The 13932-nt window shown below is 72.0% G+C and carries 14 protein-coding genes; 9 read left to right on the forward strand and 5 right to left on the reverse strand.

The window, feature by feature from the left end; genetic code table 11:
- Positions 1-93 precede the first annotated feature (93 nt).
- The 6 genes from H8B08_RS10520 to H8B08_RS10545 all read left to right on the forward strand — a co-directional run bounded on the left by H8B08_RS10520 (position 94) and on the right by H8B08_RS10545 (position 6148).
- A complete protein-coding gene (locus H8B08_RS10520) occupies positions 94-1188 on the forward strand; it encodes an NAD(P)/FAD-dependent oxidoreductase (RefSeq protein ID WP_187450147.1) in 1095 nt (364 codons plus the stop codon).
- Positions 1189-1427: 239 nt separating this feature from the next.
- Entirely contained in the window at positions 1428-2078 is a 651-nt protein-coding gene (locus H8B08_RS10525) for a hypothetical protein (RefSeq protein WP_187450148.1), read from the forward strand.
- A gap of 471 nt (positions 2079-2549) precedes the next feature.
- Entirely contained in the window at positions 2550-3986 is a 1437-nt protein-coding gene (locus H8B08_RS10530; RefSeq protein WP_187450149.1) for a DUF1254 domain-containing protein, read from the forward strand.
- 241 nt (positions 3987-4227) lie between these two features.
- Positions 4228-4644: a YciI family protein gene (locus H8B08_RS10535; RefSeq protein ID WP_187450150.1), complete on the forward strand. Its 417-nt coding sequence runs from the start codon at positions 4228-4230 to the stop codon at positions 4642-4644.
- 203 nt (positions 4645-4847) lie between these two features.
- Entirely contained in the window at positions 4848-5231 is a 384-nt protein-coding gene (locus tag H8B08_RS10540; RefSeq protein WP_187450151.1) for a VOC family protein, read from the forward strand.
- Positions 5232-5338: 107 nt separating this feature from the next.
- On the forward strand, positions 5339-6148 hold the full coding sequence (locus H8B08_RS10545) for a hypothetical protein (protein ID WP_187450152.1): 810 nt from the start codon (positions 5339-5341) through the stop codon (positions 6146-6148).
- Here the strand turns inward: H8B08_RS10545 and H8B08_RS10550 are convergent.
- Entirely contained in the window at positions 6117-6515 is a 399-nt protein-coding gene (locus tag H8B08_RS10550) for a hypothetical protein (RefSeq protein WP_187450153.1), read from the reverse strand. The genes H8B08_RS10545 and H8B08_RS10550 overlap by 32 nt on opposite strands.
- 317 nt (positions 6516-6832) lie before the next feature.
- Between H8B08_RS10550 and H8B08_RS10555 the strand changes: the two genes are divergently transcribed.
- From H8B08_RS10555 to H8B08_RS10565, 3 genes are all read left to right on the forward strand, one after another.
- On the forward strand, positions 6833-7240 hold the full coding sequence (locus tag H8B08_RS10555) for a VOC family protein (RefSeq protein WP_187450154.1): 408 nt from the start codon (positions 6833-6835) through the stop codon (positions 7238-7240).
- A gap of 98 nt (positions 7241-7338) precedes the next feature.
- Positions 7339-7866, forward strand: coding sequence for a hypothetical protein (locus H8B08_RS10560; protein WP_187450155.1), 528 nt, complete (start codon positions 7339-7341; stop codon positions 7864-7866).
- Positions 7867-7923: 57 nt separating this feature from the next.
- On the forward strand, positions 7924-9018 hold the full coding sequence (locus H8B08_RS10565) for a serine hydrolase (protein WP_187450156.1): 1095 nt from the start codon (positions 7924-7926) through the stop codon (positions 9016-9018).
- Positions 9019-9286: 268 nt separating this feature from the next.
- On the opposite strand, the gene H8B08_RS10570 is transcribed toward H8B08_RS10565, so the two are convergent.
- The 4 genes from H8B08_RS10570 to H8B08_RS10585 all read right to left on the reverse strand — a co-directional run bounded on the left by H8B08_RS10570 (position 9287) and on the right by H8B08_RS10585 (position 13609).
- The gene (locus tag H8B08_RS10570) at positions 9287-11203 is read right to left on the reverse strand and encodes a TonB-dependent receptor domain-containing protein (protein WP_187450157.1); all 1917 of its coding nucleotides are present in this window, start codon (positions 11201-11203) and stop codon (positions 9287-9289) included.
- A gap of 34 nt (positions 11204-11237) precedes the next feature.
- Positions 11238-11786 carry a heme-binding protein gene (locus H8B08_RS10575; protein ID WP_187450158.1) on the reverse strand — a complete coding sequence of 183 codons (549 nt, stop codon included), beginning with the start codon at positions 11784-11786 and terminating at the stop codon, positions 11238-11240.
- A gap of 144 nt (positions 11787-11930) precedes the next feature.
- Entirely contained in the window at positions 11931-12710 is a 780-nt protein-coding gene (locus H8B08_RS10580; protein ID WP_187450159.1) for a LytTR family DNA-binding domain-containing protein, read from the reverse strand.
- A gap of 200 nt (positions 12711-12910) precedes the next feature.
- Positions 12911-13609: a hypothetical protein gene (locus H8B08_RS10585; protein WP_187450160.1), complete on the reverse strand. Its 699-nt coding sequence runs from the start codon at positions 13607-13609 to the stop codon at positions 12911-12913.
- Between the last annotated feature and the right edge of the window lie 323 nt (positions 13610-13932).

Raw genomic sequence — 13932 nt, forward strand, 5'->3', positions numbered from 1 at the left:
CGCAGGGCTGCGCGGGAGGATGAGGGGTCGCACCGCCGCCGCGGCCCCGAGCCGCCCCTTGATCTCCGCCACCCCACCGGCCACGCTCGGCGCATGTTCGACGTCGACGCGATCGTGGTGGGGGCAGGCGCCGTCGGCCTGGCCTGCGCCTACGCCCTCTCCCGCCGCGGCCTTTCGGTGATCGTGCTGGAGAAGGAGCGGCTGATCGGCTCGGGCGTGTCCTCGCGCAATTCCGAGGTGATCCACGCCGGGCTGTACTATCCGACCGGCTCGCTGAAGGCCCGCCTGTGCGTCGAGGGCCGGCGCGCGCTCTACGCCTTCCTCGAACAGCACGGCGTCCCCTACGAGCGCTGCGGCAAGCTGGTGGTGGCCACCGACGAAGCCGAGGTCGCGCGGCTGGACGCCATCGAGGCCCAGGCGGCCGCGAACGGCGTCGAGGGCGTGCGCCGCCTGACCGGCGAACAGGCCCGCGCCCTCGAACCTCAGGTCAACGCGGTGGAAGCCCTGCTCTCGGAAGAGACCGGCGTCTTCGACAGCCACGGCTACATGCTGGCCCTGCAGGGCGAGATCGAGGCCGCCGGCGGGGCCATCGCCTTCGCCGCGCCGTTCGAGGCCGCCACGCCGCTCGCCGACGGCGGCTTTCGCGTGCGCGCCGGCGGGGCCGAGCCGGCCGAGCTGACCTGCCGGTACCTGGTGCTGGCGCCGGGCCTGGACGCGCAGGGCTGCGCCGCCCACGTCGAGGGCTTTCCGGCCGACCGCATCCCGCCCGCGCACTACGGCAAGGGCACCTATTTCGCGCTCAGCGGCCCGGCGCCGTTCCAGCGCCTGGTCTATCCGCCGCCGATCCCCGGCGCGCTGGGCGTGCACTACAAGCGCGACCTGGGCGGCCGGGCCCACTTCGGGCCGGACCTCGAATACGTCGACCACCCCGACTACGACGTCGATCCGGCCCGGGCCGAGGGCTTCTACGCCTATGTGCGCCGCTTCTGGCCGGCCCTGCCGGACGGGGCGCTGACCCCCGACTACGCCGGCGTGCGCCCCAAGATCCATGGCCCAGGCCAAGCCCAGCCCGACTTCGACCTGGACACGAGCGTGCCCGGCCTGGTCGCCCTGTTCGGCATCGAGAGCCCCGGCCTGACGGCGTCCCTGGCGATCGGGGAAGAGGTGGCGAAGAGGTTGGGGGTTTAAACACACGTCATCCCGGCCGCAGCGGAGCGAAGCGCAGCGGAGAGCCGGGACCCAGCAAGCTCGACCTGAACGCTGCGCGCGCGCTGCAACGAGCGGCGCGCTGGCTGGGTCCCGGCTCTCCCGCGCGCTGACGCGCGCGTCCGGGATGACGGTTGGATTGGAACTCGCTCGCCCCGCGGCCACGGAACCCCGCCCCGCCTCTCCTCCTTTTACGCACGCGCGTAGCCAGGAGAGTTCCCATGACCCGCACCGTCACCCGCCTGTTCGACGACTACAAGGACGCCCTCGCCGCCGTGCGGGCCCTGGAGCAGGCCGACTTCGACCCGAACATGATCAGCCTGGTGGCCAACAACGTCGAAGGCCGCCACGCCGAGAAGAAGTCGTTCTCGCCGCTGGACCGCGAAGCGCGCGGGACCGAGGGCAAGCACGCCGACGCCGCCGACGACGCGGTGATGGGCGCCGGCGCGGGCGCGGTGCTGGGCGGCGGCGCGGGCCTGCTGGCGGGACTGGGCATGCTGGCCCTTCCCGGCATCGGCCCGGCGGTGGCGGCCGGCTGGCTGGCGACCACGGCGCTGGGCGCGGTGGCGGGCGCGGCGGTCGGCGGCGCGGCCGGCGGCCTGATCGGCGCCCTGACCCACGCCGGCCACACCGAGGAGGAAGCCCACGTCTACGCCGAGGGCGTGCGCCGCGGCGGCGCGCTGGTCTCCATCCGCGTGGCCGACGACGCCGTCCCCACGGTCGAGGGCATCATGAGCCGCCACCACGGCGTCGACGCCGCCGAACGCGGCCGCGCCTACCGCGAGGCCGGCTGGAGCGGCCGCTTCGACGAAAAGGCCCCGGCCTACAGCCGCGAGCAGATCGAACGCGAACGCGGGATGTTCGGGCGCTGATCGACTCCCCTTCTCCCCTTGCGGGAGAAGGTGGCGCGCGGAGCGCGTCGGATGAGGGGTGCCTGCGGGCCGCCTGATCCGTCCGGCGCGCCCCCGCTTCTCATCCTGACGCGCCGGCGCTGACACCCCTCATCCGGCCGGCTCCGCCGGCCACCTTCTCCCGCAAGGGGAGAAGGATAGGACGCGCCCCCCAACCTTGACTGTTCCCGCCCCGCCCCCACCTGCAGTTCAGAGGGGGGCTCGCGCATGGCCGAAATCCTGTTCGAATTCGTCGCCCAGGTCGCGTTCCAAGCCTGCTTCGACGGCCTGATCGAGCTGTTCCGCAAACCCGAAGTCAAACCCTTCATCGACCTCCACACCCTCTAGCCTCCGGCAAACTCCGCGCCCGCCTAGGGGGCTGGCCTGATTGCCCGGCCGCCGTCCGCGGACGCACCGTCTCCCGCAGCGCCGCCCGCGCGCGTGGAGGCTCCCATGACCCGCTCCCCCACCCCGCCCCGCCGAACCGTGCTGGCCGGCGGCGCCGCCCTGCTGGCGCTCGGCGCCGCGGCCTGCAAGCCGAAGGAGACCACCGGCCCCGGCGAGAAGACGGCCGCGCCCCTGCTGACCGACGCGACCGACGCCTACGTCTACGGCTATCCGCTGGTGACCATGGACACCACGCGCCGGGTGATGACCAACGTCGCCGCCGCCGAGACCAGCCGCGCGCCGGCGGGCCAGTTCGCCAACATGCGCACCTATCCGGACGCGAGCTTCCGCGACGTCACGGCGCCCAACGCCGACACCCTCTACTCGTCCGCCTGGCTGGACGTCGGGCGCGAGCCGGTGATCCTGCAGATCCCCGACGAGCACGGCCGCTACTTCCTGATGCCCATGCTGGACGGCTGGACCAACGTGTTCCAGTCGCCGGGCAAGCGCACCACCGGGACGGGGCCGCAGAGCTATCTGATCTCCGGCCCGGCCTGGTCGGGGGCCGTCCCGGCCGGGGTGACCCAGTACAAGTCGCCCACCGACATGGTCTGGATCCTGGGCCGCACCTATTCCAGCGGCACGCCGCAGGACTACGCCGAGGTGCACAAGATCCAGGACCAGCTGAAACTGGTCCCGCTCAGCGCCTGGGGCCAGCCCTACGCCCCGCCCGCGGGCGTGGTGGACACGAGCGTGGACATGAAGACCCCGCCGCGCACCCAGGTGGAGAGCCTGAGCGGCCAGGCCTTCTTCCAGCGCATGGCCGAGCTGCTGAAGACCAACCCGCCGGCCGCCGCCGACGCGCCCATGGTGGCCCGGCTGGCGAAGATCGGCATCGTCCCCGGCCAGGCCTTCGACGCCGCCAGGCTGGACGCCGCCACCGCCGACCAGGCCAAGGCCGCGGCGCTGAAGCGGATCTCCGAGCACCTGCCCAAGGCCGGCAAGGAGGTGAACGGCTGGACCTTCGCTTCGCCCACCGGCCAGTACGGGACCGACTACCTGCAGCGCGCCTTCATCGCCCAGGCGGGGCTTGGCGCGAACCTGCCGCAGGACGCGATCTATCCGACCGCCAAGGTCGACGCGAACAACCAGGCGTTCGACGCCTCGATCAACAACTACGTCATTCGCTTCCCGAAGGACGGCCTGCCGCCGGTCAACGGCTTCTGGTCGATCACCATGTACGACCCGCAGTACTTCTTCGTGGCCAACCCGCTGAACCGTTTCACGATCAGCGCCCGGGACAAGCTGAAGCAGAACCCCGACGGCACGACCGACGTCTACGTCCAGGCCAGGTCGCCCGGCCCCGACAAGGCGTCCAACTGGCTGCCGGCGCCCAGCGGGCCGTTCATCCTGATGGCGCGCACCTACTGGCCCAAGCAGGCGATGATCGACGGCGGCTACGCCCTGCCGGGGGTGGCGGTGTCGGGATCGGCGAACGCCTGAACTCAGCCCGTCATCCCGGCCGCAGCGGAGCGAAGCGCAGCGGAGAGCCGGGACCCAGCAAGCGCCGCGGGTGTTGCAGCGCGGGTTCGCAGCCTCGGGGGCGAGCTTACTGGGTCCCGGCTCTCCGGCCCGCCGCGCGGGCCTGCGGCCGGGATGACGAGATAAAAAATTTCCCCGCCCCTGTCGGACCCGGCCGCGTCCGTGCGTCATTCTCTCGAACGCACCCGAGGAGGACGAACCGATGCGCTTCATCGTCTTTGTGAAGGCCAACGCCGACACCGAAGCCGGCGTCATGCCGACCGAGCAGGAAATGGCCGAGATGATGAGCTTCAACGAGAAGCTGGTGGCCGCAGGCCTGATGAGGGACGGCGAAGGCATGCACCCGACCAGCGCCGGCGCGCGCGTGCGCTTCGACGGCGCGACGCGCACGGCCGAAAAGGGCCCCTTCCCGCTCAACAACACGGTGGCCGGCTTCTGGATGCTGGAGGCGGGCTCGCTCGACGAAGTGATCGAGTGGATGAAGCAGTGCCCCAACCCCACCGGCCAGAAGGGCGAACTGGAAATCCGCCAGCTGTTCGACCCCGCCGACTTCGGCGAGGCCCTGACGCCCGAGCTGATCGCCCGCGAACAGAAGATGCGCGAGCAGGTCGGCGGCTAGTCCTTCCCTTCTCCCCTTGCGGGAGAAGGTGGGTTGCGGAGCAACCCGGATGAGGGGTGCCGGCGCCGTGGCGTCCGGATAAGGCGCGTGGAGGCGCGAGACGGTTCGAACGTCGCGCCTGCACCCCTCATCCGACCGGCTCCGCCGGCCACCTTCTCCCGCAGGGGGAGAAGGAAAGTTCAGAGCTGAAGGAGACCTCCCCCATGCTCTCCGACCTGACCCCCGTCGCCACCGTGGCGGTCCGCGACCTGGCGGCGGCCGCGAAGTTCTACGAGGACGTGCTGGGCCTTAGGCCGGTCGACGGCGGCCCCGACCAGGGCGTGATCGCCTACGCCCCCGGCGGGGGGAAGCTGTTCGTCTACGCCTCCGCCTACGCCGGGACCAACCAGGCCACCACCGTCACCTGGCCCTGCGGCGAGCGGCTCGACGCCCTGGTCGCCGGCCTGGCCGCCCGCGGCGTCCGGTTCGAACACTACGACGACCTGCCCGACACCGTGCGCGAGGGCGACGTCCACGTCGCCGCCGGCGTGCGGGTCGCCTGGTTCAAGGACCCGGACGGCAATATCCACAGCCTGGTCAGCGGCTGAGGCCAGCTGTCCCCGCGGGCGGGGGGAGATCTATTCCGTAGATTCCCCCGCCTTCGCCGCGATGGCGCGGTCGCTATGCTGACGCTCCGGCGCAAGGGAGCTCACGCATGGCCGCGTTCGACGCCTGGCTGGGGTCGGCGTCCATCCTGCTGATCGGCGGGATCCTGCTCTTCAGCATGACCGTCGCCGGGCTCGCCGGCCGTCGGATGCGCGACTGGCCCGCGCCCGAGCCGAGCGACGAGGCGCACGGCGGCTATGTGGTGTCCGCCGTGCTCGGCCTGCTGGCCCTGCTGCTGGGCTTCACCTTCTCGCAGGCGATCAGCCGCTACGACACCCGCCGCGGCCTGGTGATCGACGAGGCCAACGCGGTCGGCACCGCCTGGCTGCGCGCCGGCCTGCTGGCCGAGCCGCACCGCGGCGAGATCCAGTCCGTGCTGGTGCGCTACGCCGAAAACCGCATCGCCCTGGCCCGGACCGCGCCGCCCGCTAACAAGCCCCTGCTGGCCGCCAGCGACCGGCTGCTGGCCGACTACTGGGCCGCCGTCGCCCGCGCGATCCCCGCCGCGCGCGAGGCGGGCCTGGTCGTGCCGCTGGTGAACAACGCCAACGACCTCGTCGACCTGGACGCCGCGCGCAAGGCCTCGCGCCGGGCCAAGGTGCCGGCCCCGGTTTACGCCGTGCTCTACGTCTATGTGGTGGTGACCGCCGCCATCCTCGGCTACGTGCTGGTGGGCCGTCGCGGGCGGCTGTCGGGCGGGGTGTTCCTGGCCCTGCTGGCCCTGGTGCTGCTGCTGATCCTCGACATCGACCGGCCCACCGGCGGCACGGTGCGCGAGAACCAGGCGCCCATGGAGGCCCAGCTGGCCAGCATGCGGACGGCGCCGCTCAGTGCCGCCGCGACGGCTCCGCCGCCTTGACCAGCGCCCACCAGCGCGGCCCCTGCAGCAACTCGCGGATTTCCGACAGCCGGTACTCGCACGAGCCGCCGGCGGCGAGCGCGCCCCTGCACTGGGCGAGCATCTGCATGGCCTGGTCGCGCACCTCGACCGCGCGCATCAGCTCCAGCCCGGCTTCCGTCGCCTCGTAGGCCACCGCCAGCACCCTGGCCTCCGAGCCGCTCTTGCCCGCGTCGGCCAGCAGCCCGCGCCGGACCATGCCGTCCAGGTGCCGCTTCAGGGCGACGCCGTCGGGCACTTCCCGCCCCGCGCGCACGATCGGGGCGACCAGACGTCCGTGGCTCTCGGCCTCGGCCAGACAGAGCCGGTCCGCTTCGCTCAGCTCCATGGGGCGTGAACGGCGCCGGGCCGGCCGCGTTCCGCGCGGACGAGATCTCCCCCCTTGGGGGAGCCGCCGCGCAGCGGCGTGGGGGCCTCCAGCGGAGTGCGCGGCCTCCGCTGCAAACACCCGAGCGTCCAGGGCCGCCGTCGAGTCAGGCTGGAGGCCCCCACGGCGGCTTCGCCGCCTGCTCCCCCCAAGGGGGGAGATCTGAGGAAGTGCGCCTCCCGCCCTTCCCGCCCCTGAGTAGCGAAGATATTTGAACCTGAACTGTCGGCCCCACGCCGCTTCATTCGTCCTTCGCCAGAACCCAAGGAGCCCCTCCCATGCGCATGATCTTCGTCAACCTGCCGGTGAAGGACCTGAAGGCCTCGATGGCCTTCTTCGAAGCGATCGGCTTCACCAACAACCCGCAGTTCACCGACGACACCGCCGCCTGCATGGTGGTGGACCAGAACATCTTCGTCATGCTGCTGACCCACGCCAAGTTCGAAGGCTTCCTCACCCAGCCGATCAGCGACGCGCACAAGACCACCGAAGTGCTGACCTGCCTGTCCTGCGCCAGCCGCGAGGAGGTCGACGACACCCTGGCCAAGGCGCTGGCCGCCGGCGCCAGGCCGTGGATGCCGACCTTCGACATGGGCCCGATGCACGGGGCCAGCTTCCAGGACCCCGACGGCCACGTCTGGGAGCTGATGTACATGGACATGTCGGCCATGCCGCCGCAGGCGTAAGGCCGCGAGGCGGCGGCGGACCGCCCTGCGGCGGTTCGCCACGCCCCGCCCCGGCTACAGTCACGCTAGAGCGGCGCCGCGTAGGCGTGAGGAACGGCGTGGCGATCAAGATGAAGGGTACGACCGTCGTCGTGGGGGCCGTGGGCGTGTTCCTGCTCGGCGTCGTCGTCTGGCTGGTGATGCTGCTGCTTCCGCGGCCCTGGTCGGTGCCCGCGTATTCCGAGCTGGCGAGCGTGCGGGGCGCGCTGCGTTACGAGACGAGCTCGACCGGGGTGATGGCCGTGACCGCCGCCTCCGGCCGGCAGGTCCGCCTGCTCTGCCACCCCCTCGTGCCGCGCCGCGGGCCGGCCTACCAGACCTGCCCCGACGCGCTGCGTCGCGCCGGCCTGCGCGACGGCGACGTCGTGACGGCCCGCTACTTCCCCGTGCCGGCCTTCGGCGACGATCCCGAAGTCGTCATGGAGCTGGTCAAGGACGGCGCGCGGCTGATCCGCTATTCCGACCAGGCGCGCCTGGTCGCGCCCTTCAGCGAGCGCGAGACCGAACAGGGCGTGATCAACGTCCTGCTCATCGCCGGCCTCGTCGGCGGGCTGGTCTTCGCCGCGGCGAGCGAGGTGAAGCGCTAAGCCAAGCCGCTCGACACGGCCGCCCGACTGCGACAACCCTCCCCGCGGAGGGAATCCATGAATATCCTGCTGTGCGCGCTGGCCGCGCTCGCCTTCGCCCCGGCCGCCCACGCCGCCGCGCCGCGCACGGTGGAGATCCTGGACGGCCCCGTGGCCGCGGCCATCGACGCGCGCCTGACCGAGGCCGCGCAGACCCGCGGCTTCGGCGGCGCGGTGGTGGTCGAGATGGGCGGAAAGACCGTGCTGAAGGCCGGCTACGGTTACGCGGACCGTGAGGCGAAGGTCCCCTTCACCGCCGACACCACCGCCCAGATCGGCTCGATCACCAAGACCTTCACCGCCCTGGCCGCCAGCCAGTTGGCCGCCGAAGGGAAGCTCGACCTGAACGCGCCGGTGCGGACCTACCTGCCCGGCGCGGCCGAGCCGGCGGCCTCGGCCACGCTGGACCAGCTGATGACCCATACGGCCGGGCTAGACGACTATTGCGGCGAGGACTTCGACCGGCGCACCCGCGCCGAACTGCTGTCGACCTGCATGGCCAAGCCGCTCAGGCAGCCGCCGGGCGTCTCGCTCTATTCGAACCTCGGCCTCAGCATCACCGCCGCGGCGGTCGAGACCGCCGCCGGCCAGGACTGGGAAAGCTATCTGCGCGAGCACGTCTGGCGCCCGTTCGGCATGACCCGCACCGGCTGGACCTTCCCGGGCCGCCCGCGGTCCGACTTCGCGACCGGCTATCTGAACGACCGGCGCCAGCCGCTGATCTCCGACCAGATCGCCGCGCTGAACGGGGCCGACTGGAACCTGAAGGGCAACGGCGGGCTGCAGGCCTCGGCGGCCGACATGCAGCGCTTCTACCACGGCCTCATGGCCCAGCCCGAAGCCGTGCGCGCCCTGGTGCTCTCCCCGCACGCGCCGGGCGAGACCGTCGACGTGCGCGAGGGCTACGGCCTGTTCTTCCGCCTGGACGACCAGGGCCGGACCCTGCGCGCCGGCCACGGCGGCTCGGACGGGACGTTCTTCTCCTACCTCGCCCTGTTCCCCGGCCGCGACGCTTTCTTCTATTTCGTCGGCGCCAACGGCGAGGTCCCCGCCCGCGACGAGCTGAAGGGCGTGCTCAAGACCGTGCAGGACGCGCTGCCGCCGCTGCGGTGACGCACGACCGAAGTATCGCGAGATGATACGTCCCGGACGCACATGCCGCAGACCGGGAGGCCGCGATGGCTGCATACATCGCCGCTGACACCGATGCCCTCGCCCCGGTTCACCCGGGCGACGGGCCATGATCGAGCGCCTGCGTCGGGCCGGCTTGCACCCGGTGACCGACCCGGTCCGCCCCAGCCTGATCCGCCGGACCTAGGCGCGCGGCCCCCGCGGCGAGGGGGTCCGCGACGCCGGTCCGGTCGGATCTCCGCTCGCTCGATCAGAAGTCGGTCACCAGGGCCGCGGTGTAGCGACGTGGAAACATCGGAAACAGCGCGCCGCCGCCGTTGACGTTCCAGCCGTACTCGTCCGTCACGTTGGTCACGCTCAGGCGCAGCGCGGCCCGGGCCTCGCCGATACGGAAGCGATATCGCGCCCCGACGTCGGCGGTGGTGCGTGCGGGGATGTACACACGATTGTCCACTCGCGCCGCGCGCTCACCCGAATGGGCCACGCCGAAGTCGACGGACCAGGGCCCGTCGCCGGGACGATAGTCGAGATTGAGCCGCAGAACCCGATCCGTCTGCCCGATCGGGTCCGGTCCGACGAGGCCGGCCTGCACCGCCTCCCCGGTGACTTCGGGATCCATCAGCACCGCGCCGGCCACGAGATTCAGACCCGGCGCGAGCGGCCCCGCGACGGACAACTCCAGCCCGCGGTGACGCACGACGCCGATCTCCCCGAACTGGTTGGAGACGCCGAGCGCGACATAGGGCTTTTCGACCTCGAAAACGCCGGCCACGACCCGAAGGTCCTCGCGGATGGCGTACCTCAGGCCCACGTCCCGTTGGCGGGTGCGGATGGGTGCGAGAACTTCACCGCGGTTCGTCGCGTTGTCGGGCGCGACGCCGCTTTCCTCGAGCCCTTCCGTGTAACTGCCGTAGACCGACAGACGCGGGGTGGCGCGCCAGGCCGCGCCGACGTTGTAGAGCCAGGCCGCCTCCTGCGCCGTGGTCGGAGCCGCGCCGGGTCGGGTCACCGTTTTGGAGTAGACGGTCCGCTGGACGCCCAGGTTGGCTTCGCCCAGCCCGCGCCAGAACCCGTCATAAGCCAGGCCGGGAGAATACTGGTCCAGCTCGTCACGGGTGCGTGGGCCGAACTGATAGTCGGGCTCGGGCAAGGCGGCCGGGACGCCGACTTCGGCCATGCCGAACGAGGCGACAGAGGCTCCGCCACGAAGGCTGACCACCGAGCGGCCGCGCAAACTGGCGTGAACGACATGTCGGCGCGGACCTTCGTCGAACGTTCTGGACACGCGGACCTCGCCGGAAGTCGAGCCGGCCTGTTGGTCCGCGTTCGCGACGATGACGCGATCTCCAAAATTCTCCCGGCCGACGTTTCGGAACAGGTCGGCGAAGTTTCGTTCCTGGTCGACCTCGGAGCGGAACAGTCCGGCGCGTACGCGCCAGCCCGGCGCCGGGTCGACCGCCGCGAGGAGCCCCAAACTCACGAGACCCGCTTCATTGATCGCCCAGTTCTGGCCGTAGAAGTGGATGGGCTCCGCCGTCGGCAGGCCTGCGGCGGACGGCAGCAGGACCGGCGTGGCGTTGTCGCCGGAAATGTCCAGAGCGGACCAGAAGACACGCACCTGCGCGTTCCGTTCCCCGCGCCAGGTCAAGCCTGCCGTGCGGCCGAACGTGTCGCCGACATCGCCAGGCGCGATCTCGTTATGGCGGTAACCAAGCCCGAAGTTGACGGACAGCCCGCCGCCGATCGGAAGGTCGCCGTCCACCTCGCTCCCCCAGCCTTCGTACGGCCCGGCGATCAGGTTCACGCTGAGGGTTTGGCTCGGTCCGCCGCCGCGCAAGGCGTAGTCGACCACGCCGGTCGGCGCGGGAAAGAGGTAGCCCTGCGCCGTCAGGCCGACGCGCACCGTGCTGCCCTGCACCAGCCGGGTGGAGATCGTGCCGCCCTGGTGGTCGTAGTAGAGCCCGTCCAGACGCACGTTTCCGGCCTGGATCGGGCTGAAGCCGCGGACCTCCTGGTCGTTGTAGAGGCCTATCCGCTCCGCGCCGATGCTGCGTCCGAAGGCGTCGCCGGCGCCCACCACGGGATTCTCTTCGGCGCGCTGGGCATAGGCGGGGAAGGCGCAGGCGAGCACGGCGGCGGCAGAGAGCGCGCCACGTAGGTACTTCATTGGCATGTCAGCTCTGAATTCCACGCGGTCGGGCTCAGCCCGCCGCGGCCTCCGCGGCGCGGGCCACCTCGCCGTCGGCCTGGGCGGAGGCGCCGCTGACGCCGATGGCGCCGACGGTGCGGCCGTCCACGACGATGGGCACGCCGCCCTCGACCGGGATCAGACCGTCGACCGCGAGCGGCCAAAGGCGGCCGGCGGCGAGGGCTTCTTCCAGAACGCGCGTCTCGCGACCGAAGCGGGCCGAGCTGCGCGCCTTGGCCACCGCCACGTCGGCCGAGCCGTAGCCGGCGCCGGTCATGCGCACGAAGGCGACGGGTTCGCCGGTCGGCTCCACGATGGAGATGGTGAGCTGCAGGTTGCGCCGACGCGCCTCCGCGATCGCCGCGGCCATGACGCGCTCGGCCTGCTCGTAGCTGAGCGGCGCGCCGTAGGGAGCGGCCGGCGGCGCGGGCGGACGGGCCGCGGGCGGCGCGGCGGCCGTTCCCGGCGCACCGGGCGCCGCGGCGGGGGGCGGTGTCTGCGCGACGGCGGTCGAGGTCAGGACAAGGGCGCAGGCTGCGCCGATCAGGGCGGAAGGTCTCAAGCTAGGGCTCCGGGGAAAGCGCCGGCGAGGCGGGTGATTGGAGACCTCGCCGCTAGAGCGCTTCGCCGCGCCGCGCCGCCCTGACTTCGCCGACGCCAGTCCCAATGCGTGAACGCCGTTCGCGCCCCCCCTGTCGAAGGCGGCTCAGGCCGCCTCGGGAAGCCACCCCGCGTTGCGGACCACCAGAGCGTAACTGCGGCTGACCGGGATCTTGCGCCCGTCGCGCAAGGCCAGCAGCAGGCGATCGCCGTCGCGCTCCCACCCCGCCACCGCCTCCCGGGCCACCCACCAGGAGCGGTGCACGCGCATGCCGTCGAGGCAGGCGAGTTCCTCCATCGCCCTGGACATGCTGAGAAGCACCAGGTCGGAGCCGAACGTGGTGTGGACGCGCAGGTAATGGTCCTCCGCCTCCACCGTCAGAATCTGGCGCCCGAGGCGGCGGGGCAGCCGGTCGAGGAAGCGCCGCAGATCCGCATCGTCGCCCCGGGCGTCGCCCGCCGCGGGCGCGGAGGCGCGGCCGACGCGGCGGCGCCGCGCCAGCTCCACCACCGCCGCCAGCCCGAGCGTCACCACGGCGACGTTCCCGTACAGGATCGCCAGGTCCTGAGGCGTGAACGGCCCCTTCCCCCGCACCAACGTCTCGGCCCAGGCGACCACGAACACGGTCGGCGCCGCGGCTGCGAGCGCGCTCGTGATCGTGCCCGCCACGGGCCGTTCCTGAAGCAGGGCGGCCCTGCGCAGCAGTTCGCGCACGAGGGCGACCTGCGCCCAGCCGAAGAGAAGCACGCCGAACCAGTAGAGGTGGCGTTCCCCCGCCCCCATTTCCGAGAAGGTGTCGAACGGGCCGATCCGGCCGAACAACAGGGCGATCAGCCCCACCGCCACGAGCTCGTAGGCGAGAGGACGCCAGAATTGCGCGCTCACAACACTCCCCCGTACCGCTCTCCCGACGCCGAGCCCTGTGGCGTGCGTCCGGTGGCGCAACCTTAGCGAAGCCGCACGGACCGGTCGAGCCGAGCGGCCGCGTGGACAAGGACGCCGGTCATGGCCGGCCCCGCGGCCGAGCGCGCCGCGGACTACGAGCGTCTTGCGGCGCCGCCACGCGCGCGGCGCCTGATCGCCCGCTAGTGCCCCATCGCCTTGTGCACGGCCGCCTGTTCGGGGGTCACGGCCGGCGCGGCTTCCGCGGTCGGGACCGCCTTGGCCTGGGCCCCGTGGTGGAAGCAGGTGACCTTCGGGTTGAAGGGGGCGAACACGCCGTTGGGGTTCTCGCGCCAGATCCACACGTGCTTGTCGTAGTGCGGCTCGAACATGTGGGCTTCGTCGACCGGGGTCTTGGGGTCGTCGACCATGTGCTCGTAGGCGACGCCGTGGAAGCTGGGCGGCGTCTTGTGGCCGGCCGCGGTCCAGGCCTTCTCGAACACCAGGTTCTCCAGCGCGACCAGGGCCAGCGTCCCGTCCGCCTGCGGCTCGTAGATCAGCACGCCGGGCTTGAGGAAGTCGGTGTGGGTGCCCGTGCCGCTCACCCGCGGATTGGGCGGGGCGGTGACCCCCAGCAGGTCGGGGCGGAAGTAGTGGACCCCCATAGCCCCCTGCTCGCCCGGCAGGCCCATCATCTGGGCCGTCTCGCAGGTGTTCATCGGGTCGCGCACATAGCCGTCGGCCAGCGCCTGGTTCACGTCGCGGTACTTCTCGGCCGACGCGCGCACGGCGGCGAGGTCCGGCTCGCCCGGGGCCGGCTTGGGATCGTCGGCGGCCGCGGCGGCGCCGGCCAGCGCCAAAGCCAGGCCAGGGGCGAGCAACAGGGACGCGGCACGGATCATGACGGGCCTCCCTCGAGGGCGGTTCAGCGAAGCTTGCGGGAACGAACCGCTGAGAACTGACGGGGGCGGCGCTCTGGTTCCCTCTCCCGGTCCGGAGAGGGAGGGGCCCGCGCGGCGCAGCCGCGCGGGAGGGTGAGGGATGCGGGAGGGCTCAGGACCTGGCGCCAAGGCCCCCGCGGTCCGCAACCCCTCATCCTCCCGCGCTGACGCGCGGGCCCCTCCTTCTCCCTCTGGGAGAAGGTTCAGGTGCGCTTGCCCTCCCCCGCCGCTCCAGCTAATCCTCTCCCGCCGGCCGCCCGAAAATTCTCCCCCTCCGCCCGCGC

This window comes from Caulobacter sp. 17J80-11 (assembly GCF_014349105.1).
In the GTDB taxonomy this organism is placed as follows: Bacteria; Pseudomonadota; Alphaproteobacteria; order Caulobacterales; family Caulobacteraceae; genus 17J80-11.

Excerpts from the sequence above, each read along its gene's own strand:
- H8B08_RS10540 (WP_187450151.1), top strand. The coding sequence starts at position 4,848 with ATGCTCTCCGACCTGACCCCCGTCGCCACCGTGGCGGTCCGCGACCTG.
- H8B08_RS10585 (WP_187450160.1), bottom strand. The coding sequence starts at position 13,609 with ATGATCCGTGCCGCGTCCCTGTTGCTCGCCCCTGGCCTGGCTTTGGCG.
- H8B08_RS10555 (WP_187450154.1), top strand. The coding sequence starts at position 6,833 with ATGCGCATGATCTTCGTCAACCTGCCGGTGAAGGACCTGAAGGCCTCG.
- H8B08_RS10570 (WP_187450157.1), bottom strand. The coding sequence starts at position 11,203 with ATGAAGTACCTACGTGGCGCGCTCTCTGCCGCCGCCGTGCTCGCCTGC.
- H8B08_RS10545 (WP_187450152.1), top strand. The coding sequence starts at position 5,339 with ATGGCCGCGTTCGACGCCTGGCTGGGGTCGGCGTCCATCCTGCTGATC.
- H8B08_RS10550 (WP_187450153.1), bottom strand. The coding sequence starts at position 6,515 with ATGGAGCTGAGCGAAGCGGACCGGCTCTGTCTGGCCGAGGCCGAGAGC.
- H8B08_RS10520 (WP_187450147.1), top strand. The coding sequence starts at position 94 with ATGTTCGACGTCGACGCGATCGTGGTGGGGGCAGGCGCCGTCGGCCTG.
- H8B08_RS10525 (WP_187450148.1), top strand. The coding sequence starts at position 1,428 with ATGACCCGCACCGTCACCCGCCTGTTCGACGACTACAAGGACGCCCTC.
- H8B08_RS10535 (WP_187450150.1), top strand. The coding sequence starts at position 4,228 with ATGCGCTTCATCGTCTTTGTGAAGGCCAACGCCGACACCGAAGCCGGC.
- H8B08_RS10530 (WP_187450149.1), top strand. The coding sequence starts at position 2,550 with ATGACCCGCTCCCCCACCCCGCCCCGCCGAACCGTGCTGGCCGGCGGC.
- H8B08_RS10565 (WP_187450156.1), top strand. The coding sequence starts at position 7,924 with ATGAATATCCTGCTGTGCGCGCTGGCCGCGCTCGCCTTCGCCCCGGCC.